This is a genomic window from Pimelobacter simplex (assembly GCF_900114845.1).
Lineage (GTDB): Bacteria > Actinomycetota > Actinomycetes > Propionibacteriales > Nocardioidaceae > Nocardioides > Nocardioides simplex.
Map to the genome: position 1 here is coordinate 25,934 of NZ_FOUK01000002.1, position 19,883 is coordinate 45,816.

Annotated in this window: 21 protein-coding genes and 1 riboswitch; of the genes, 7 read left to right on the forward strand and 14 right to left on the reverse strand. The window is 72.6% G+C overall.

Translation table 11 applies throughout. The annotated features are described in order from the left end of the window. The first annotated feature begins 15 nt into the window (after positions 1 to 15). Both BM223_RS07700 and BM223_RS07705 read left to right on the forward strand, forming a co-directional pair. Positions 16 to 1,302 (forward strand): HNH endonuclease signature motif containing protein, encoded by a 1,287-nt coding sequence (locus BM223_RS07700; protein ID WP_038678657.1) that lies wholly within the window; start codon positions 16 to 18, stop codon positions 1,300 to 1,302. A gap of 96 nt (positions 1,303 to 1,398) precedes the next feature. Further along, a complete protein-coding gene (locus BM223_RS07705) occupies positions 1,399 to 2,307 on the forward strand; it encodes an aldose 1-epimerase family protein (protein ID WP_038678655.1) in 909 nt (302 codons plus the stop codon). A 22-nt stretch (positions 2,308 to 2,329) separates the two neighbouring features. Here the strand turns inward: BM223_RS07705 and BM223_RS07710 are convergent, their stop codons facing one another. The 7 genes from BM223_RS07710 to ribD are packed head-to-tail and all read right to left on the reverse strand — an operon-like array spanning position 2,330 to position 7,367. Continuing rightward, on the reverse strand, positions 2,330 to 2,779 hold the full coding sequence (locus BM223_RS07710; RefSeq protein ID WP_158510197.1) for a PH domain-containing protein: 450 nt from the start codon (positions 2,777 to 2,779) through the stop codon (positions 2,330 to 2,332). 5 nt (positions 2,780 to 2,784) lie between these two features. Beyond that, positions 2,785 to 3,627: an ATP phosphoribosyltransferase gene (gene hisG / locus BM223_RS07715; RefSeq protein WP_038678651.1), complete on the reverse strand. Its 843-nt coding sequence runs from the start codon at positions 3,625 to 3,627 to the stop codon at positions 2,785 to 2,787. A 28-nt stretch (positions 3,628 to 3,655) separates the two neighbouring features. Further along, positions 3,656 to 3,919 (reverse strand): phosphoribosyl-ATP diphosphatase, encoded by a 264-nt coding sequence (locus BM223_RS07720; protein ID WP_038678649.1) that lies wholly within the window; start codon positions 3,917 to 3,919, stop codon positions 3,656 to 3,658. A 59-nt stretch (positions 3,920 to 3,978) separates the two neighbouring features. Beyond that, positions 3,979 to 4,464: a 6,7-dimethyl-8-ribityllumazine synthase gene (gene ribH, locus BM223_RS07725; RefSeq protein WP_038678647.1), complete on the reverse strand. Its 486-nt coding sequence runs from the start codon at positions 4,462 to 4,464 to the stop codon at positions 3,979 to 3,981. A 1-nt stretch (position 4,465) separates the two neighbouring features. Beyond that, a complete protein-coding gene (locus BM223_RS07730) occupies positions 4,466 to 5,734 on the reverse strand; it encodes a bifunctional 3,4-dihydroxy-2-butanone-4-phosphate synthase/GTP cyclohydrolase II (RefSeq protein ID WP_038678645.1) in 1,269 nt (422 codons plus the stop codon). Continuing rightward, entirely contained in the window at positions 5,731 to 6,339 is a 609-nt protein-coding gene (locus BM223_RS07735; protein WP_038678643.1) for a riboflavin synthase, read from the reverse strand. Before BM223_RS07735 ends, BM223_RS07730 begins: the two co-directional genes overlap by 4 nt. Further along, positions 6,339 to 7,367, reverse strand: a complete 1,029-nt coding sequence (gene ribD / locus BM223_RS07740; RefSeq protein WP_038684269.1) for a bifunctional diaminohydroxyphosphoribosylaminopyrimidine deaminase/5-amino-6-(5-phosphoribosylamino)uracil reductase RibD — start codon at positions 7,365 to 7,367, stop codon at positions 6,339 to 6,341. The genes BM223_RS07735 and ribD overlap by 1 nt, the downstream gene beginning before the upstream one ends. A 136-nt stretch (positions 7,368 to 7,503) precedes the next feature. After that, positions 7,504 to 7,633: riboswitch (FMN riboswitch) on the reverse strand. 151 nt (positions 7,634 to 7,784) lie between these two features. Between ribD and BM223_RS07745 the strand changes: the two genes are divergently transcribed. Continuing rightward, positions 7,785 to 8,300 carry a TrmH family RNA methyltransferase gene (locus BM223_RS07745; protein ID WP_038678641.1) on the forward strand — a complete coding sequence of 172 codons (516 nt, stop codon included), beginning with the start codon at positions 7,785 to 7,787 and terminating at the stop codon, positions 8,298 to 8,300. Positions 8,301 to 8,335: 35 nt separating this feature from the next. Next, entirely contained in the window at positions 8,336 to 8,830 is a 495-nt protein-coding gene (locus BM223_RS07750) for a cupin domain-containing protein (RefSeq protein ID WP_038678639.1), read from the forward strand. Between the two features lie 3 nt (positions 8,831 to 8,833). Here the strand turns inward: BM223_RS07750 and BM223_RS07755 are convergent, their stop codons facing one another. From BM223_RS07755 to BM223_RS07770, 5 genes are read right to left on the reverse strand one after another with little or no spacing between them, the layout of a single operon-like run. Further along, complete coding sequence (locus BM223_RS07755) at positions 8,834 to 10,006, reverse strand: lipid-transfer protein (protein WP_038678638.1); 1,173 nt, start codon at positions 10,004 to 10,006, stop codon at positions 8,834 to 8,836. Beyond that, a complete protein-coding gene (locus BM223_RS07760) occupies positions 10,003 to 10,401 on the reverse strand; it encodes a MaoC family dehydratase (RefSeq protein ID WP_038678636.1) in 399 nt (132 codons plus the stop codon). The genes BM223_RS07755 and BM223_RS07760 overlap by 4 nt, the downstream gene beginning before the upstream one ends. Then, complete coding sequence (locus BM223_RS28850) at positions 10,398 to 10,787, reverse strand: Zn-ribbon domain-containing OB-fold protein (protein ID WP_235319262.1); 390 nt, start codon at positions 10,785 to 10,787, stop codon at positions 10,398 to 10,400. The genes BM223_RS07760 and BM223_RS28850 overlap by 4 nt, the downstream gene beginning before the upstream one ends. After that, positions 10,784 to 11,314, reverse strand: coding sequence for an FAS1-like dehydratase domain-containing protein (locus BM223_RS28855; protein ID WP_038678635.1), 531 nt, complete (start codon positions 11,312 to 11,314; stop codon positions 10,784 to 10,786). The genes BM223_RS28850 and BM223_RS28855 overlap by 4 nt, the downstream gene beginning before the upstream one ends. Next, positions 11,311 to 13,467, reverse strand: a complete 2,157-nt coding sequence (locus BM223_RS07770; protein ID WP_038678633.1) for an acyl-CoA dehydrogenase family protein — start codon at positions 13,465 to 13,467, stop codon at positions 11,311 to 11,313. Before BM223_RS07770 ends, BM223_RS28855 begins: the two co-directional genes overlap by 4 nt. A gap of 34 nt (positions 13,468 to 13,501) precedes the next feature. Here BM223_RS07770 and BM223_RS07775 point away from each other — a divergent pair, with 34 nt between their 5' ends. Beyond that, positions 13,502 to 14,416, forward strand: coding sequence for an alpha/beta fold hydrolase (locus BM223_RS07775; RefSeq protein ID WP_038678631.1), 915 nt, complete (start codon positions 13,502 to 13,504; stop codon positions 14,414 to 14,416). Here BM223_RS07775 and BM223_RS07780 read toward each other — a convergent pair. Next, positions 14,373 to 15,782, reverse strand: a complete 1,410-nt coding sequence (locus tag BM223_RS07780) for a WS/DGAT/MGAT family O-acyltransferase (RefSeq protein ID WP_082003642.1) — start codon at positions 15,780 to 15,782, stop codon at positions 14,373 to 14,375. The genes BM223_RS07775 and BM223_RS07780 overlap by 44 nt on opposite strands. Positions 15,783 to 15,848: 66 nt before the next feature. Here BM223_RS07780 and BM223_RS07785 point away from each other — a divergent pair, with 66 nt between their 5' ends. Together BM223_RS07785 and BM223_RS07790 are read left to right on the forward strand one after the other, a co-directional pair. Further along, entirely contained in the window at positions 15,849 to 17,153 is a 1,305-nt protein-coding gene (locus tag BM223_RS07785) for an alpha/beta hydrolase (RefSeq protein WP_052138543.1), read from the forward strand. Positions 17,154 to 17,188: 35 nt separating this feature from the next. Continuing rightward, a complete protein-coding gene (locus tag BM223_RS07790) occupies positions 17,189 to 17,407 on the forward strand; it encodes a hypothetical protein (protein ID WP_038678627.1) in 219 nt (72 codons plus the stop codon). Positions 17,408 to 17,794: 387 nt separating this feature from the next. On the opposite strand, the gene BM223_RS07800 is transcribed toward BM223_RS07790, so the two are convergent. Continuing rightward, positions 17,795 to 19,852: an acyl-CoA dehydrogenase family protein gene (locus tag BM223_RS07800; protein WP_038678623.1), complete on the reverse strand. Its 2,058-nt coding sequence runs from the start codon at positions 19,850 to 19,852 to the stop codon at positions 17,795 to 17,797. Positions 19,853 to 19,883: the final 31 nt, after the last annotated feature.

A 19,883-nucleotide genomic window follows, 5' to 3' on the forward strand; every position in this document is an offset into this window, starting at 1 on the left:
TGATCTAATACGGGTATGACTTCGACCGCCCTTCTCGCCGGCCTCCGGGCGGGGGTGCGGGTGCGTGAGGAGTCGGTGGTTGCCGAGTGGGCGGGGATCGTGGAGTGGGCCGCGGGCAACGTGGTGGCCGGCTCGGCTGGGGCGGTGGGCGCGGCGACCATCCGGGACGGTTTCGTGGACACGGGTCTGCCGATCGCGGGCGAGGGCGCGCCGCTGGTGTCGGAGTTCGCGCTCATGGAGCTGGTGGCCGTCTTGGGTCGTTCTCCTGATGGTGGCCGGGTGTATGTGGGCCGGGTGCTGGAGTGTGCGTGGCGTCTGCCGCAGGTCTATGCGTCGGTCGTTGCGGGGCGGTTGGCGCCGTGGCGGGCCGAGCGGATCGCCGAGGCGACGCGGCCGTTGTGTCGTGAGGCGGCGGCTTTCGTGGACCGGCAGCTGTTCAACGCCACCGGCGTGGGTTGGGCGCAGCTGGAGCGGTTGATCGCGGAGGCGGTCATCCGGTTCGACCCCGAGCGCTACGAAGCAGAGCGGGCGGCCGCGAGCGACCACCGCTACGTCGAGGTCGGGGCACCCGACACGAATGGGCTGGTGCCGATCGACGGTCTCGTCGATGCCGCCGACGGTGCGGACCTCGACCAGGCGATCGCCCGCCGCGCCACACTGCTGGGCCGGCTCGGCAACGAGGCGAGCCTGGACGTGCGCCGCTCCCAGGCACTGGGGGACCTCGCTCGGAACGACCTCACGCTCGACCTCGGCCCCGACGGCGCCCCTAGCCGCCGAGCCGTCCTGAACGTGCACATCACGGACGCGACCCTTGCGGGAAGCAACGCGGTAGGCCGGTGGGACCAGCAGCCGGTCAGTGCCGAGCAGATCCGCGAGTGGCTGACCCAGCCGGGCATGTCGGTGACGGTCCGCCCGGTGATCGACGTGGCCGGGCATGTGCCGGTGACGGCCTACGAGATCCCCGACCGCCACCGTCAGCAGGTCGAGCTCCGCGACCACACCTGCAGGTTCCCCTACTGCACCCGAGCAGCAATGCGCTGCGACCTCGACCACGCGACACCCCACGGCCGAGGCGGGCCGACCTGCCCCTGCAACCTCGTCCCCTTGTGCCGGCGCCACCACCGAGCCAAGACCCACAGCCAATGGCGCTACCAGGTCACCACGATCGGCACCTACGTCTGGCGAAGCCCGTCGGGCTTCCGCTTCGAGGTGAGCCACCGCGGAACACATGCCGTCGAGCACTCCGATGGAGCCGACGACCCCGCGCCAGGGGTGTACCGGCAGCAACCCGCAGCCCGCTGAAGACCGCAACCAGGTACCGCAACCACTGCGGCGCGCCACCACGCCATCAGTGAAGAAGACCCCAGCCAAAGCAGACCCCAGCCCTAGGCTCGACGCGTGAGCGCACCTTCTGGCGACCAGTACCTCCTCGCGGCCCACGGCTACCGCGCCGTCGTCACCCAGGGCGGCGGTGCCCTCCGCGCCCTCTCGTACGACGGGCGCGACCTGGTCGCGGGCTTCGCCGAGGATGCGCAGCCCTCGGGCGGGAGCGGGCAGCTGCTGGTGCCGTGGCCGAACCGGATCCGGGACGGGCGCTACCGGTTCGCGGGCACCGAGCAGCAGCTCGCGCTGACCGAGCCGAAGCGGGCCAACGCCTCCCACGGCCTGGTCCGGTGGGTCGCCTGGACGGCCGCGTCGGTCGCGGCGGACCGGGTGGTGCTGTCGTACTTCCTGCCGGCGCAGACCGGCTACCCGTGGGCGCTCGCGCTCACCACGACGTACGCGCTGGGCACCGATGGACTGACCGTGACGCAGGCGGCGACCAACCTGGCCGCGACGGCGGCGCCCTACGCGTCGGGGGCGCACCCGTACCTGGTGGCCGGGCCGGGGCCGTGCGACGGGTGGACGCTGGAGCTGCCGGCGCGCACCCGGCTGGTCACCGACGACGAGCGGCTGCTGCCCGTCGGGCGCGAGCCGGGCGACGCCTTCCGTGCGGCGGCGCCGATCGGCGACGCCGTCCTCAACCACGCCTACACCGACCTCGACCGGGACGGGTCGGGGCGGGCGACCGTCACGCTGCGGTCCACGGCGGGCGAGGGCGTGGCGGGCGAGGGCGTGGCGCTGTGGGTCGACGAGCACCACCGCTGGCTGCAGGTCTACACCGGCGACGACACCGGGACGCCGCGGGCGAGCGTCGCGGTGGAGCCGATGACCGCTCCCCCGGACGCGTTCAACTCCGGCGACGACCTCGTCGTGCTGGAGCCGGGCCAGAGCCTCGCGGCGTCGTGGGGGCTGCGAGCGCTCTAGCCCAGAGCCCAGAACTCAGGGCTCAGCTGTCGACGCGATGGGCGGCGACGACCGCCTTGAGCTCGCGCACGGCGGTCTCGGCGCGGGCGCCGTCGGAGGTGTGGATGCCGAGCAGCGAGATCCGCACGTCGTCCCCCTGGTCGAGGTGGGGCCACGGGGCGCCGCGCGGCATCCGGACGGTGCCGACCTCGGCCCAGGTGAGCTCGCGCTTGCGGTAGCCGTTGACGATGGTCAGCCCGTCGGGGCGGGCGACGACGCGGGAGCGGGCGAGCGCGAACATCAGGGCGAGGCCCAGGCCGACGATGGCGATGACGGTCGCCTTCTCGAGGACGTTGACCGCCTCCTTCGTCTGCTCGTCGAAGCGCAGCCACAGCCAGGCGAACGCGCCGACGAGAACGACCGCGAAGACGGCCGCGGCCATGCGGGGGCCGAAGGGGCGCCAGGTGCGCGGGAGCGGGGGAAGGTCGGGCATCGTCATCAGAGCCGGCAGGCGTGGATGTCGGTGGTCAGGATGGCGCGTGCGCCGAGCGCGAACAGCTCGTCCATCACCCGCTGGGCGGTGGCCCGCAGCACCATGGAGCGGACCGCGACCCAGCCTTCGCGATGAAGCGGGCTGACCGTGGGGCTCTCGATGCCGGGGGTCAGCGCGATGGCCTGCTCGACCTTCTCGGCCCGGATGTCGTAGTCCATCATCACGTAGGCGCGGGCGACCAGGACGCCCTGCAGGCGCCGGGTGAACACCTCGAGCGCGCCGGCGTCGGCACCCTCGCGGGTGATCATGACGCCTTCGGACTCGAGGATGATGTCGCCGAAGACCTCGAGGCCGGCGTTGCGCAGCGTGCTGCCGGTCTCGACGACGTCGGCGATCACATCGGCCACGCCGAGCTGGATGCTGGTCTCGACCGCGCCGTCGAGGCGGACGACGGTCGCGTCGATGCCGCGCTCGGCGAGGTAGCGGGCGACCACGCCGTCGTACGACGTCGCGATCCGCTTGCCGGCGAGGTCGTCGACGCTCTCGGCGGTGCCGGGTCGGGCCGCGAAGCGGAACTTCGAGCGGCCGAAGCCCAGCTGGAGCGCCTCGTTGGCGGTCGCGTGCGAGTCGAGGAGCAGGTCGCGGCCGGTGATGCCGGCGTCGAGCGTGCCCTCGCCGACGTACAGCGCGATGTCGCGCGGACGCAGGTAGAAGAACTCGACGCCGTTGTCGGGGTCGATCTTGGTGAGCTGCTTGGAGTCCGAGCGCTGCGCGTAGCCGGCTTCGCGCAGCATCGTCGACGCGGACTCGGACAGGGCCCCCTTGTTGGGGACGGCGATCTTGAGCATTCGTGAGCCTTCTTGCTGAGGCCGGGCCTCAGAGGTGGGAGTAGACGTCCTCGAGCGAGAGTCCGCTCGCGATCATGAGGACCTGGGCGTGGTAGAGCAGCTGGCTGATCTCCAGAGCCGTGGCGTCCTTGCCCTCGTGCTCGGCGGCCATCCAGGACTCAGCGGCCTCCTCGATCAGCTTCTTGCCGATCGTATGGACGCCGGCGTCGAGCGCCCGGACGGTGCCGGACCCCTCGGGCCGCGTCTGTGCCTTCTCGCTGAGCTCTGCGAACAGCTCGTCGAACGTCTTCACGGGGGCTCAGCCTACGGCGTCGCCCCCGGCGTCCCTGCGCCGGTCTCAGGTCCCGCGGCTCAGGCGGTGTAGCCGCGCTTGATCCGCTTGAGCGTCGCGGCGGTCTGCAGCGCCGCCGAGGCCGCCTCGTAACCCTTGTCCTCGCGCGATCCCTCGAGCCCGGCCCGGTCGAGCGCCTGCTGCTCGTCGTCGCAGGTGAGGACGCCGAACCCGATGGGCACGTGGTGGTCGAGCGAAACCCGGGTGAGCCCGTCGGTCGCGGCGTTGCAGACGTACTCGAAGTGCGGCGTGCCGCCCCGGATGACGACGCCGAGCGCGATCACCGCGTCGTACGACGGCGCGAGGGCCGCCGCGGTGACGGGCAGCTCGAACGTGCCGGGGACCCGCACCACGACGGGGGCCTCGACCTGGTGGTCGGCGAACGCGCGCTGCGCGCCGGCGATGAGGCCGTCCATCACCTGCGTGTGCCAGCTCGCCGCCACGACCGCGACGCGGAGGTCGTGGCAGTCGACGGGGGCGATGTCGGGGGCGCCGTGTCCGGCCATGTCAGTTGGCTCCTTCGAGGTCGGCCGGGACCAGCTCGGGCTGGTCGAGGTCGGGAAGATCGTGGCCCATCCGGTCCCGCTTCGTCAGCAGGTAGGACAGGTTGTGCCCGTTGGGGTGCGGCGTGAGCGGCACCCGCTCGGTCACGGTGACGCCGTAGTCCTCGAGCGAGCTGACCTTGTCGGGGTTGTTGGTCAGCAGCCGGACCTCGGAGACGCCGAGGTCCTTGAGGATCTGGGTGGCCGCGCCGTAGTGGCGCGCGTCGGCGGGCAGGCCGAGGTCGAGGTTGGCGTCGACGGTGTCGCGGCCGCCGTCCTGGAGCTGGTAGGCCTGCAGCTTGGCGACCAGGCCGATCCCCCGGCCCTCGTGGCCGCGCAGGTAGATGACGACGCCGCGCCCCTCCTCGACGATGCGGTCCATCGCCTCGTTGAGCTGGGGGCCGCAGTCGCAGCGGCTGGAGCCGAAGACGTCGCCGGTCAGGCACTCGGAGTGCACCCGGGTCAGCACCGGGCCGGCGTCGGTCAGGGTCGCCGGGTCGCCGTAGACCAGGGCGACGTGCTCGCTGCCGTCGACGGTGATCGTGTAGCCGATGGCGGTGAAGTCGCCGTGGCTGGTGGGCAGCCGGGTCTCGGCCTCGCGCACCACGTGGCGCTCGACCCGGCGCCGGTGCCGGACCAGGTCCTCGATGGAGATCATCGCCAGGCCGTGCTCGTCGGCGAACGCCCGCAGCTCGGGCGCGCGCTTCATCGTCCCGTCGTCGTTGACGACCTCGACGAGCACGCCCGTGGGCGTGAGGCCGGCGAGCCGGCACAGGTCGACGGCGGCCTCGGTGTGCCCGCGCCGGACCAGGACGCCGCCCTCGCGGTAGCGCAGCGGGAACACGTGCCCGGGCCGGGTCAGCTCCCACGGCTCGGTCGCCGAGTCGGCCAGGACCCGCACCGTGTGGGCGCGGTCGGCCGCGGAGATGCCGGTGCTGACGCCGTCGCGGGCGTCGACCGACAGCGTGTACGCCGTGCGGTAGGCGTCCTTGTTGTGCGGCGTCATGAGCGGGATCTCGAGCCGGTCGAGCATGTCGCCCGGCATCGGGGCGCAGATCACGCCGCTGGAGTAGCGGATCGTGAACGCCATCAGCTCGGGCGTGGCCTTGCTGGCGGCGAAGATGATGTCGCCCTCGTTCTCGCGGTCCTCGTCGTCGACGACGACGACCGCGCGGCCGGCGGCGATGTCGGCGATCGCGCGCTCCACCGAGTCCAGGCGGACCTTCTCACTCATGCGGTCTTCTCCTTGGTGTAGGCGCCGAGGAGCTTCTCGACGTGCTTGGCGAGGACGTCGACCTCGAGGTTGACCTGGTCCCCCGCGGCCCGGAAGCCGAGCGTCGTCCGGGCGAGGGTCTCGGGGATGAGGCTGATCGTGAAGCTGGTGTCGCCGGCCTCGACGACCGTCAGCGAGATGCCGTCGACCGTGATCGACCCCTTGTCGACCAGGTAGCGCCCCAGCTCGGCGGGCATGGCGATCTCGACGACCTCCCAGTGCTCGCTCGGCGTCCGCGCGAGGACCTGGCCGATCGCGTCGACGTGGCCCTGGACGATGTGCCCGCCCAGCCGCTTCTCGGCGGTGACCGCGCGCTCCAGGTTGACCTGGTCACCGGCAGCGAGGCCGCCGAGGCTGGTCTTGGCCAGCGTCTCGGCCATCACGTCGGCGGTCCAGGTGGTGTCGGTGCGCTCGGCGACGGTCAGGCAGCAGCCGTTGACCGCGATCGAGTCGCCGAGGCCGGCGTCGGACAGGGTGACGTCGGAGGCGATGGTCAGCCGGATGGCGTCCCCCTGGTCCTCGACGGCGGCAACGGTGCCGAGCTCCTCGACGATGCCGGTGAACATCAGTTGGTTCCTCTCTCGGTGGGACGCAGCGCGGGGCGCAGGACGAGCCGGACGTTGGCGTCGGGTCCGTCCCCGACGACGGTGGTGCCGGCCAGCTCGAGGCGCAACGCGTCGGCGATGGTGGCGATTCCGAGGTCGCCGACGGCGGAGCGCCCGGCGCCCAGCAGCATCGGCGCCACATAGGTGACGACCTCGTCGACGAGGCCGGCGCGGAGGAAGGACGCGGCCAGCGTCGGCCCGCCCTCCAGGAAGACGTGGTGCCGGTCGTGCTCGGCGTAGAGCGTGCGCAGGGCGGTGTCGGGGTCGCGGGTGCGCAGGTGCAGCGTGGGTGCGGCGTCGTCGAAGACCCGGCGCTCGGCCGGCAGGTCCCGCTCCCCCATCACCACGCGCAGCGGCTGGACGCCGACCGGCAGGTCGTCGTCGCCCCGGACGGTGAGCTGGGGGTCGTCGACCGCGACCGTGTTGGTGCCGACGAGCATCGTGTCGGCCAGGCCCCGCAGCCGGTGGGTGTCGCGGCGCGCGGCCGGCGACGACACCCAGCGCGACGTGCCGTCGGCGGCGGCGCTGCGCCCGTCGAGCGTCGTCGCGAACTTCCACGTCACGAACGGGCGGCCGTGCCGGTGCGCGAACGTCCAGGCCGGGTTGACCCGCTCGGCCTCGTCGGCCAGCAGCCCGGTCTCGACCTCGACGCCCGCGGCACGCAGCGTGTCGGCGCCTCCCTGGGCGAGCGGGTTCGGGTCGCGCTGGGCGACGACCACTCGCCGTACGCCGGCGGCGATGAGGGCCTGCGCGCACGGACCCGTGCGCCCCGTGTGGTTGCACGGCTCGAGCGTCACGACGGCGGTCGCCCCCCGTGCCCGCTCACCCGCCACCGCGAGCGCCTCGACCTCGGCGTGCGGCGTCCCCGCGCCGTGGTGGTAGCCCTCGCCGACGACCGTGCCGTCGGGCGCGAGCAGCACGCAGCCCACGCGGGGGTTGGGGTGGAGCGGCACGCCCGGGCTGGCCGCGAGCGCGACGGCGCGACGCATCGCGTCGGTCTCGCTGGTGGTCGTCTCGGCCACGGGTGCCTCTCGTCGTCCTGATCGTCGGTGACGCGGACTCCGGGGCTGGCGGGACACCCGGCGGCTCACCCGTCGTTTCGACCGGCTCGTCCGTCGGACGCTCCTGCGTGCACTTCCCATCCGGACTTTGACCGTCGGTCCAGGAGTTCCACCTGGTCAACCGATCACTGGCTGCGATCGGGTCGCGGACTTTCACCGCCGGCTCGGATTTTCACCGACCCCAGAGCACGCGAGCTCTTGCCGACCATGGTGACATACGCAGGTGCGGGGCGGGATGTGGGTCCGGTCACTGGGACGGTGTACCGTCACCTCCCCCACCTCCGGTGATGGCCCGGCGCTGCCGACGAAAGGCGCCCTGACGATGGAGATGTCTCTCCCCGCCCGATGACGGCGACCAAGTCCCGTGCCCGCGACCTCCGCCGGCACCGGCGCTCCCGGACCCACTCCTGCTGGGGCCACCTGATCATCGCCCCGCTGTGGGTGGCCTACGACGCCAACCTCGGCACCCTGCTGCGCACCTGCGACGCGGTCGGCGCCTGCCTCGCCGTACCGGCGACGGCGCACTACCGCGCCGCGCTCGCCCAGGGCGACACGCTGCGACGCCGGCGGCCCTGCATCCACTGGACGCGGAGCAAGGCCGGGTGGATCGACGAGCAACGAGCCGCCGGCTGGCGGATCGTCGCGGTCGAGCTCGCCGAGGGGGCGACCCCCCTGCCTCGCCTGGCGCCGGCGCGCGAGCCGACCGTCGTCCTGCTCGGTCACGAGCACCACGGCGTGCCGGACGAGATCGTCGAGGAGGTCGACGAGTGCGTCGAGATCCCGATGGTCGGCGTCGGCTCCAGCCTCAACGTCGCCGTCGCGGGAAGTCTCGTCCTCTACCGACTGGCCGGGCTCGCCTGATGCCGGCGAGCGGCGTCGGGTCGTAGCGTGAGGCCATGTCGTATCCCCCTCCCCTCTACGACGGCGACGGCGAGATCTCGGCCTGGGTGCGCCCCGGCGACGCCGAGGCCGACCTCGTCTACCCCAACGGCAACCGGGTCCACTACCTCGCCCGCGGCGAGGCCACCGGCGGCCTGTTCGGGCTCTACCGCTGGGAGTTCTCCGAGGCGGTGAGCGGCCCGGGACCGCACTTCCACCGCAGCATCGCCGAGTCGTTCTACGTCCTCGACGGCGAGGTCCGCATCCACACCGGCGAGGAGTGGGTGACCGCCCGGCCGGGCGACTTCCTGCACGTCCCGCCGGGTGGGGTGCACGGCTTCCGCAACGAGTCGGGGGCGCCGGCGTCGATGCTGCTGCACTTCGCTCCGGGCGCGCCGCGCGAGCCCTACTTCGAGGGGCTCGACCGGCTCGCGCGGGGCGAGCAGTGGACGCCGGAGGAGTACGACGCCTTCATGCGCGAGCACGACAACGTCTGGGTCGAGGAGTCCTAGCCCTCAGGCCGACAGGATCAGCCCGCTGGTCGGCACCCCCGTGCCAGCCGTGACCAGCACGTGCGCGGCATCGGCGACGGGGTTGACGGAGGTTCCGCGCACCTGGCGGACGCCCTCGGCGATGCCGTTCATGCCGTGGATGTAGGCCTCGCCGAGCTGCCCGCCGTGGGTGTTGATGGGGAGCCGGCCGCCGATCTCGATGGCGCCGTCCTTGACGAAGTCCTTCGCCTCGCCGCGGCCGCAGAAGCCGAGCTCCTCGAGCTGCATCAGCACGTAGGGGGTGAAGTGGTCGTAGAGGATCGCCATCGGCATGTCCGAGGGGGTGAGCCCGGACTGCTTCCACAGCTCGCGGCCGACCACGCCGATCTCGGGGATGCCGATGTCGTCGCGGTAGTACGACGTCATCACGAACTGGTCCTTGCCCGAGCCCTGGGCCGCCGCGGCGACGTACGCCGGCTTCTGGGCCAGGTCGCGCGCCCGCTCCGCCGAGACGATGACGAGCGCCACCGCCCCGTCGGACTCCTGGCAGCAGTCGAGCAGGTGCAGCGGGTCGGCGATCATCCGGGAGGCCTGGTGGTCCTCGAGCGTGATCGGCTTGCCGTAGAAGAAGGCGGCGGGGTTGGTCGCGGCGTGCCGGCGATCGGCGACCGCGACCCGGCCGAAGTCCTCGGACGTCGCGCCGTACTCGTGCATGTAGCGGCGGGCCTGCATGGCGACCGTGGCGGCCGGGGTGGACAGGCCGAGGGGGTAGGTCCACGCGTTGTCGAGGCCGTTGGTGTTGACCTGCGCGGCGGCCCACTTCGAGACCTGGCCGAAGCGGTCGCCGGAGCGCTCGTTGAAGCCGCGGTAGGCGACGACGACGTCGGCGACCCCCGTGGCGACAGCCATCGCGGCCTGCTGCACGGTCGCGCAGGCGGCGCCGCCGCCGTAGTTGATCCGGCTGAAGAAGCGCAGCTCGGGGATGCCGAGCTCGCGGGCGACCGCGATCTCGGACGACGTGTCCATCGTGAAGGTGACCAGGCCGTCGACGTCCTGGGGCGTCAGGCCGCAGTCGGCCAGTGCGTGCCGGACCGCCTCGACGGAGAGCTGGAGCTCGGAGCGACCGGACTCCTTGGAGAACTCGGTGGCGCCGATGCCCGCGATCGCGGCCTTGCCGGAGAGGGTGCGCTCGCTCATGCCGCCACCGTCACGGTGCCGATGACGTGGTCGCCGAGCGAGACCGCGCCGACCACCTTGATCGTGGCGACGCCGTCGTCGACCGCGGTCACCTCGCCGGTGAACGTGAACGTGTCGTAGGGGTACGCCGGGGCGCCCAGCCGGATCGCGATCCCGCGGATCTGCACGTCCGGTCCGGCCCAGTCGGTGACGTAGCGCTCGCAGAGCGCCGTCGAGGTGAGGATGTTGACGAAGATGTCCTTCGAACCTGCGGCCTGCGCGATGTCCCGGTCGTGGTGGACGTCCTGGAAGTCACGGGTCGCGATCGCCGTCGACACCACGAGGGTCGGGGTGATGGGCAGGCTCCACTCGGGAAGCCGGTCCCCCACGGTCAGCGTGGTCAGCGCGGTGCTCATCGGTCCACCTTCGTCCAGATCGGGAGGGTCAGGTCGTCGTCGATCTCGTTCCAGCCGACCTGCAGCCGGTCGCCGATCTCGACGGGCTCGGTCACCTCGGCCACCATCCGCACGCCCTCGTCGAGGTCGAGCAGCGCGATGACGAGGGGCAGCTCCTTGCCGGGCACCTGCGGCGCGTGGTGCACGAGGTAGGAGAAGACCGTGCCGGTGCCCGCGGCGACCACGTAGCCGCGGTCGAACGCGCCGCAGTCCGGGCAGGCCGGACCGGGCGGGTGGCGCAGGACGCCGCACGCGTTGCACTTCTGGATGCGGAGCTCGCCCTCCTTCGTCCCCTCGAAGAAGTAGGCGTTGTCGCGGCTGACGACCGGGCGCACCGGGCCGCTCACGACTGCGCCTCCTTGCCCCGCGGGATGAACTTGAGGACCCGGAAGAGCATGGTCGCGACGCGCTCCTCGCCGACGTACCAGGTGTTGCGCGAGGTCACGAAGTAGCCGACGCCCATGCCGGTCGCCTTCGGGCCGACGACGGAGTCGAGCGCGGTGGTCACCCGCACCCGCTCCCCCACGGTCAGGTAGCGGTCGTAGGACTGCTCGCAGTTGGTGCCGAGGACGGCGGTGAAGCCGGCGTCGGTGAGCACCCGCATCATCGCGTGCAGGGGGTCCTTCTCGGACGGCTTGCCGCCGAGCCCGTACATCGTCCAGACCTGGGCCATCGACGGCGGCGCCTCGCCCGCCGTGAAGCGCGGGTTGTCGACGCCCATCGCCTCGAGCCAGTTGTTGATCGTGGGCTGGTTGACCTCGTCGCGCGCAGTGCGCTCGGCAGCCTCGCCCCAGCCCTGGATCCGCTCCGCCTCGGACATGAGGTGGGCGTGCAGGTCGGCCGGGACGAGCTCGGGAGCAGGTGCGGCGCTCATCGCGGCACCCGCGGCAGGCCGAGGCCGAACATCGAGATCAGCTCGCGCTGCACCTCCTGGACCCCGCCACCGAAGGTGAGGACGAGGTTCCGCTTGGCCTGCGCGTCGAGGTAGTCGAGCAACCTCCTGGTCTCCTCTTCTCCCGGGTCGCCGTGCCGGTGCACGAGCGCGATCAGGTCGGCGAGCAGGTGCTGGACCTGGTCGGCCGCGAACACCTTGGACGACGAGGCGTCGGCCACCTTGATCTCGCCCGAGGCAGCCGCGCGGGCGACCTCCCAGTTGAGCAGCTCGTTGATACGGAACACCGCGGTGGTCCTGCCGAGCACGTCCCGCACGTCGGGAGCGTCGCGGAGCCCGGCCGCGTCGGCCCAGCGCACGACCCGGTCGCGCAGGCCCTCGATCCGGCCGGCCGGTCCGAGCATGACCCGCTCGTGGTTGAGCTGGGTGGTGATCAGCCTCCACCCCTGGTTCTCCTCGCCGACGAGCATGTCGACCGGCACCCGCACGTCGTTGAAGTAGGTCGCGTTGACGTGGTGGGAGCCGTCGGCGGTGATGATCGGCGTCCAGGAGTAGCCGGGGTCGGTCGTGTCGACGATGAGGATCGAGATCCCCTTGTGCTTGGGGGCGTCCGGGTCGGTGCGCACCGCGAGCCAGACGTAGTCGGCCTGGTGGCCGCCGGTGGTCCACAGCTTCTGGCCGTTGACGACGTAGTGGTCGCCGTCGCGCCTGGCGGTCGTGCGCAGGGACGCGAGGTCGGTGCCGGCGTCGGGCTCGGAGTAGCCGATCGCGAAGTGGACGTCGCCCTTGAGGATGCGCTCGAGGAACAGGTCCTTCTGCTTCTGCGTGCCGTACTTGATGAGCGTGGGACCGACGGTCTGCAGCGTCACCGCGGGCAGGTGGACGTCGGCGTACTGGGCCTCGTTGGCGAAGATCGTCTGCTCGATCTCGCCGAGCCCGTGGCCGCCGTACTCCTTCGGCCAGCCGACGCCCATCCAGCCGTCGGTGCCGAGCTGCCGGATCTGGGCCTGGTACGACGGGCCGTGCCGGTCGAACGTCCCGTCGTCGGCGACGTCGGCCGGCGCGTCGTGCGCGAGGCGTGCGAAGTAGGCGCGCACTTCGGCCTTGAGCGCGCGCTGCGCCTCGGTCAGCTCGGGGTTCTTGGCGCCGGAGTCCTCGACCGGGACGTCGGCGGCGAGCGTGTCGAGCGCGTGGGCGAGGTCGGTCCCCCAGGTCGTGAACGCGACGAGCGGGTAGGTGATGTCGACGCCCATGCCGCCGTGCAGGTGGTGGCACGTGCGGAACGCGTAAGGGGCGACCTGGCTGACCCAGTAGCCCGCGACGGCGAGGTCGTCGGCGGCGGGGATGCCCTCGCTGACCCTCCAGACCGCGTTGTCGGCGGCGAGGTCGAGCGTGCGCGAGGTGACGTAGACGTCGGCCATCTGCAGGGACACGGCCTGGAACTCCGCCAGCGCGCGGCCGAACTGCCGGCGGCCCTTGACGTAGTCGGCGGTCAGGTCGCGGGCGCCGGCGAGCACACCGGCCGCGGTGACGGTGAGACCGGTGCGGGCCAGCGCGTCGAGGCGCTCGGCGGCCCCCTCGTCGAGGAGGTCGGCCGGCGCGCCGTCGAGGACGACGGTGTGCTGGGGGTTCGCGCTCGACGCGCTCGACGGCGCCAGGGTGACCCCGGGGCCGTGCGGGTCGACCAGCGCGACCACGGCGCGGCCCGTCGCCCCGTCGGTGGCGACGACGAGCAGGCGATGAGCCCGCTCGGCGTAGGTCACGGCGAGCTTGCGGCCGCTGAGCGTGCCGTCGGCGTACGTCGCCGAGCCATGCAGCGCGGGCGTGACGACGACCTCGCCGGAGGCGATGCCGGGCAGCAGCTCCTTGCGCTGGGCGTCGGTGCCGTGGCCGGCCAGGGTGAGCGCGCCGCAGCACAGCGTCTCCCAGGCGGGCACCTGCACCGCTCGTCGTCCGGCCTCGCGCAGGAGCACGGCGACGGCGTCGAGGCCGAGCCCCTCACCGCCGTGCTCCTCGGGAACGGGGAGCGACGTCAGGCCGGCCGCGGCCCAGGCGGACCACTCCCGGGCATCGGACTCGCGCTCGAGGACCTCGCCGACGACGGCGCGGACTGCGTTGATCGCCTCTGCATCCACGAGACAAACTGTAACGTGTTCTAGTCTTGCGCGCATGGCCGTGCTCCCACTGGACGTCGCCCGCCGGAGGGTGCACCTCCCCTCGACCCTCGTGCCCGAGGGCCGGCTGGTCGAGCTGCCGGGGCGCGGCACGACGTACGTGACCGACACGCCGGGGCCGGATCCCCACTCTCCCACGATCGTGCTGCTCCACGCGCTGGGCACGACCGGCCTGCTCACCTGGTTCCCCGCGATCGAGCCGCTGTCCCGGCGCTTCCGGGTGGTCACGCTCGACCAGCGCTGGCACGGCCGGGGCATCCAGAGCCCGGAGTTCTCCCTGGTCGACTGCGCGGACGACGTCGCGGCGCTCGCGGCGGTGCTGGGCCTCGACGAGGTCGTCGTCGGCGGCTACTCGATGGGCTCGATCGTGGCGCAGCGGGTGTGGCGCCAGCATCCGTCCCTGGTCTCCGGACTGGTCCTCGGCGCGACCACCGACCGCTTCCAGCTCACCCCGGCCGAGCGCGGGTTCTTCTTCGGGATGGGCACCTCGATGCTCGCGCTGCGCGGCGTGTCGCGCTCGCGGACGGCGCTGCGCGCGGCGCGCGCGGCCGCGCGAGGCGGCGGGCTCGAGCCGTCCGACATGCACGAGTGGGCGCTGCGGGAGTTCCGGTCCACCAGCCCCTGGGCGGTCGGTCAGGCGCTCGCCGCGCTCGGGCGGCACCACTCGCGGCCCTGGCTCGGGCGGATCGACGTACCGACCGCGGTGGTGGTGATGATGCGCGACCGGGTGATCCCGACGTCGCGGCAGATCACCCTCGCCCGCTCGATCCCGGGCGCGACGATCCACGAGGTGGACGACGGGCACGCCGGCTGCGTGCTGGCGGCGGAGAAGTTCGTGCCGAAGATGGTCGAGGCGGCGGCGACCGTCAACGCGCGTCGGCGGGACTTCCCGCGGCGACCGCCTCGCTGAGTCGCGCGAGCTCGTCGGGGAAGTGCCGCACGAGCGCGTCGGTGTCGGGCATCGACTCGCGGCACGCGATCGCGCCCACGTGCATCTGCCCGGCGTTCGACATCACCGTGATGTTGAGCCCGGCGCCGTGGAAGACCGGCCCCAGCGGGCAGAGTGCGTCGATGCGCGCGCCCATGAAGTAGAGCGGGATCGGCGGCCCGGGCACGTTGGAGATGACCAGGTTGTGCACGACCGGGTGCCGCTCGGCCAGGCGCAGGTTGGCGTAGGCGCGCACCGCGAGGCCGAACGTGCGCGGCGCCGCGAACTCGGCCCAGTCCTGCAGCGCGTCGGCGCTGATCGCGTTGTGGTGCTCCTTGGCGTGCTGGTTGCGCTCGGCGAGCATGTGCAGCCGCTCCAGCGGGTCGGCCACGTCGGTGCCGAGCTTGGTGAACAGCGCGGAGACCTTGTTGGCGCCCGTCGAGCGGCGCGAGCTGTCGCGCACGCTGACCGGCACCGTGGCCAGCAGCGAGCTCTCGGGGAGCTCGTCGCGCTCGTCGAGGTAGGCGCGCAGTGCCCCGCCGGCGACGGCGAGGACGACGTCGTTGACCGTCGTCCCGGTCACCTTCTTGATCCGGCGGATCTCGTCGAGGTCGAGGTCGGCCATCGCGATCGAGCGGTGCGAGGTGATGGTGCCGTTGAACGACGTGCGCGGAGCGGAGAACGGCGCCGCCATCGCCGTCCCCCTGCGGGCGCGGCCGATGCTCTTGGTGACCAGCTGCGCCGAGGGCTTGAGCACCTTGACGAGGGTGACCGGGCGCGCCGCCGTACCGATCACCGCGCGGCCGAGCAGCTCGCCGCGGCCGGGATCGCGCGGTGGCGCCGGGTGCTCGCTGACCATGGGCGCGGCGTCGGGCTCGACGGAGCACAGGTGCGAGACCAGGTTCGCGCCGGAGACGCCGTCGACCGTGGCGTGGTGCATCTTGGCGAAGACGACGACGCGGCCGTCGTCGTACCCCTCGATGACCCACATCTCCCACAGGGGGCGGGACCGGTCGAGCGGGAGGGAGGCCAGGTGGGCGCAGAGGTCCATCAGCTCGGGGTACCCGCCGGGCGTGGGCAGCGCGAGGCGGTGGACGTGGCGCTCGATGTCGAACGCCTTGTCCTGGACCCACACCGGGTGGTCGAGGCCGAGCGGCACCCCGCGCACCTTGCGGGTGAAGGCGGGCACGTCGCGGACCCGCAGGTCGATCTCGCGCTGGAGCCCCTCGAAGGAGTACGGCGCGGTCATCGTCGCCGGGTCGAGCACCATCACCGCGCACACGTGCATGAGCTGGGCCGGCGTCTCCAGGTAGAGGAAGCTCGCATCCAACCCGGACAGTCGGTCCATCCCGTTACCCCCATGAGTCCTAGAACGTGTACCAGTTTGTCACAACGAGCCGGATATCCTCGGGTCATGGGATTCGTACGGCGCCAGGCGATCACCGCCGCGCTGACCGCCAACGCCATCCGCCCGCTCCCGGGCTTCCGCACCGGGATCCCCGCGTTCTTCGCGGGCTGGCTGACCGGTGAGCTCGCCCCCCACGTGCTGGGCCTGACCGTGGCCGACGCCGCCGGCCACGTGAGCGCGCGGCGCCGGTCGGTGCCCGGCCTGGCCCTGGCCGGGCTGTCGTCCGCCGGGTTGGCGTACCTGATCCGGCAGAGCCGGCAGGCGGTCGACGTCGCCGAGGAGGCGCTCGTCGAGGGCCTCGGCGTCGACTACGTCGAGGAGCTCGACGCCAAGCCCACCCCCGCCGACCTCGCCACCCCCTGGCGCCGGCTGGCCAACCCGTTCGCGTTCGGACGGGCGGCCCGGCGCGCGGGGGTCGAGGTGCACCGCGACATCCCGTTCACGTCGTACGGGCGGCGCGGGGTGCTCGACGTCTACACCTCCGAGGTCACCCCGGCGGCCGGCGCCCCGGTGCTGCTGCAGGTGCACGGCGGCGGCTGGACGATCGGCAACAAGGACCAGCAGGGCCTGCCGCTGATGCAGCACATGGCCGCACGGGGATGGGTGTGCGTGGCGATCAACTACCGGCTGGCGCCCCGGGACCCGTGGCCGGCGCAGATCGTCGACGTGAAGGCTGCTCTGGCGTGGATCCGGTCGCACATCGCCGAGTACGGCGGCTCGCCCGACTACATCGCGATCACCGGCGGATCGGCCGGCGGGCACCTCACCGCCCTGGCCGCGGTGACGCCCAACGCGCCGGAGTTCCAGCCCGGCTTCGAGTCGGCCGACACCTCGGTCCAGGCGGCGGTCCCCTACTACGGCGTCTACGACCTGGCCGGCGCCAGTGGCCTGCGGACCGCCGAGCAGATGCGCGACCACTTCCTCGCGCCCATCGTCTTCAAGAAGTCCCCCCGCCGCGAGCGCGAGGTCTTCGAGCAGGCCAGCCCCCTCCTCCGCGTCACCGCGGACGCCCCCGACTTCTTCGTCATCCACGGCTCCCGCGACACGCTCGTCGACCCGGGCCAGGCGCGCGCCTTCGTCGCCGTCCTGCGGGCGACGTCGAAGCGCAGCGTCACCTACGCCGAGCTCCCGGGCGCCCAGCACGCCTTCGACATCTTCCCGTCGATCCGGTCGCAGCACCTCGTCCGGGCCACGGACCGGTTCCTGCACTGGCACTGGAACCGGTGGCTGCGGGAGCGTGCCGGCAGCGCGGATTCGACGATTTCCACAGGGCCGGCGCAGGCGCTGGTGGGCGAGGTGGAGGGGACGTAGATTTCGCGGTGCACCCAGCCATCTCGGAGGAAACCATGGCCGCATCCCACGCAGAGCTCGACCTCCGTGTCGAGCGCAACACCAATGACATCGCAGCGATCTACGAGATGATCGACGAGAACAAGCGGCTGCTCGTGGAGGGGCTCGCCCGGATCGACGGCCGCCTCGACAAGGTCGACAGCCGCCTCGACGGCCTCGACCAGCGTCTCGACCGGATGCAGACGACCCTCGAGCGCATCGACGCGCGCGGCTAGGGCGGGAGCTCTCCCTCGTGGAGGATCGACGATCTCCGATCAGCACCTGCACCATGCTGGCAGGCACGGTCGAGGCGACGTAGGTTCGCCGTACCCTGCCCATCTCGGAGGACCAGATGACCAGTTCCCTCGACCGCTTCGACCCTCACCTCCGGCGCGACATCGAGGACGTTCTCGACGCGCTGCACAGCGAGCGAGCCAGCGCACACCTCGACTACGCAAGACTCGCGAACGCCGACTGGGGCGCTACCGGGCGGCTGTCCGGGCCCGACGCGGCCGAGCGACACCCGAACGACGTCATCCATCGTCGCGATGCCGCTCAGCGACGCATCGACGGTGCCCACGTCGCGCTGCGCAGCTTCGAGCACTTCCTGGCCAGCGTGACTCCTAGCGCGGCAGCCCCAGGATCCGCTCCCCCGCCACATTGCGCAGGATCTGCGTCGTCCCGCCCGCGATCGACAGGCAGCGGGTGTTGAGCTGCTCCCAGACGTCGGCCGCGAGCGGGTCGTCGGACTCCTTGCCGAGGGGGCCGAGGAGGGCGAGGTCGTCGCCCTGGAGGGTGACGACGAGCTCGGAGGACTCCTGGCGGCTGCGGACGCCGAGGAGCTTGGCGACGCTCGACTCGGCGCCGGGGCCGTGGCCGCCGAGGGCGCGGAGGGTGGTGCGGACGCCGAGGAGGCCGCCGACGGTGGCGAGGGCGACCTGGTGGCCGACCTCGGTCCGGGCGACGGGGCCGAGGTCGCGGGTGGCGGCGAGCTCGACGGCGCGCTCGACGCTCTTGGTCAGGCGGGCGCTGGCCATGGCGACGCGCTCGTTGGCGAGGGTGGTGCGGGCGAGCTTCCAGCCGTCGCCGGGCTCGGCGACGACGCAGTCGTCGGGCACGAGGACGTCGTCGAGGAAGACCTCGTTGAACAGGGCCTCGCCGGTGATCTCGCGGAGGGGGCGGACCTCGATACCGGGCGAGCGCATGTCGACGAGGAAGTACGTGATGCCCTTGTGCTGCGGGGCGTCGGGGTCGGTGCGGGCCAGGCAGATGCCCCAATCGGCGCGCTCGGCGACCGACGTCCACACCTTCTGCCCGGTCAGCGACCAGCCGCCGTCGACGCGCACCGCGCGGGTGCGCAGGGAGGCGAGGTCGGAGCCGGAGCCTGGCTCGGAGAACAGCTGGCACCAGGTCAGCTCGCCGAGCAGCGAGGGGCGCACGAAGCGCTCGCGCTGGGCGTCGGTGCCGTGGGCGAGGATGGTGGGGACGGCCCAGCCGGCGATCACCAGGTCCGGACGTACGACGCCGGCCCTCCCCAGCTCCTGATCGATGACCAGCTGCGTGGCGGGATCGGCCCCGAGACCGTAGGGCGCGGGCCAGTGCGGCGTGAGGTACCCCGCGTCCACGAGCGCCGCGCGCTGCTCGGCGGCCGGCAGGCCGGCGATCTGCTCGGACGTGGTCCGCACTCCGGGGCGGATCGCCTCGTCGCGGCCCTCGAGGTCGACGTCGACGCGGCGGCGGGTGCCGGTCACCGCGGCGGCGGTGAGCCGCTCGGCGGCGGCATCGGCGGAGCCGACGAGGGCGCGCAGGGACAGCGCCCGGCGCAGGTAGAGGTGGGCGTCGTGCTCGTAGGTGAAGCCGATCCCGCCGAGCACCTGGATGCAGGCCTTGGCCACCTCGACGGCGCCGTCGAAGCAGATCGCCTGGGCGACGTCCACGGCGAAGGCCCACTGAGCGTCGGCGTCGGCGGAGTCGTCGGTGTCGTGGAGGGTCGCGGCACCGGCCGCGTCCCAGGCCGCGGCGGTGACCGACTCGGCGGTCTCGAGCATCTGGGCGCACAGGTGCTTGATCGCCTGGAAGGCGCCGATCTTCTGGCCGAACTGCTCGCGCACCTTGGCGTAGTCGACCGCGGTCTCCAGGCACCACCGGGTCACGCCGGACGCCTCGGCGGCGGCGAGGGTGACGGCCAGCAGCCGGCGCCGCTCGTCAGTCGACGCGGCCGCGCCCCCGGCGAGCCGGGCGTGGCGGGAGCCGAGGTCGAGGCCCGGCTCGGAAGTGACGGTGCCGCCGTCGTCGAGCAGCAGCAGCCGGTCCGGGTCCGCGGCGAGCGCGCCGCCGTCCCACACGACGCCGCCGGGGTGCACCTGCACGCCGTAGCGGCCCGGCCGCCCGGTCAGCAGCGACCCGATCGTGGCGCCGAGCAGCCCACCGGGGACCAGCTCGTGGGCGCAGGCCTCGAGAGCGACGGCCTGGTCGAGCAGGCTGCCGCCGCCACCTCCGGCGGACTCGGGGACCGCGATGGCGGCGATGCCCATCTCGTCGGCGGCCGCCCAGACGTCGGCGAAGCACGCGGAGACCTCGCCCTCGGCGGCGCGCACGGCTGCCAGCGGGGACAGGCTCGCCGCCCACTTGCGCAGGCTGTCGGCGAGCTCGGCCTGCTCGTCGCTGATCCCGATCGACATCGATGCTCCTCAAGAACTAGAACGCGTTCTA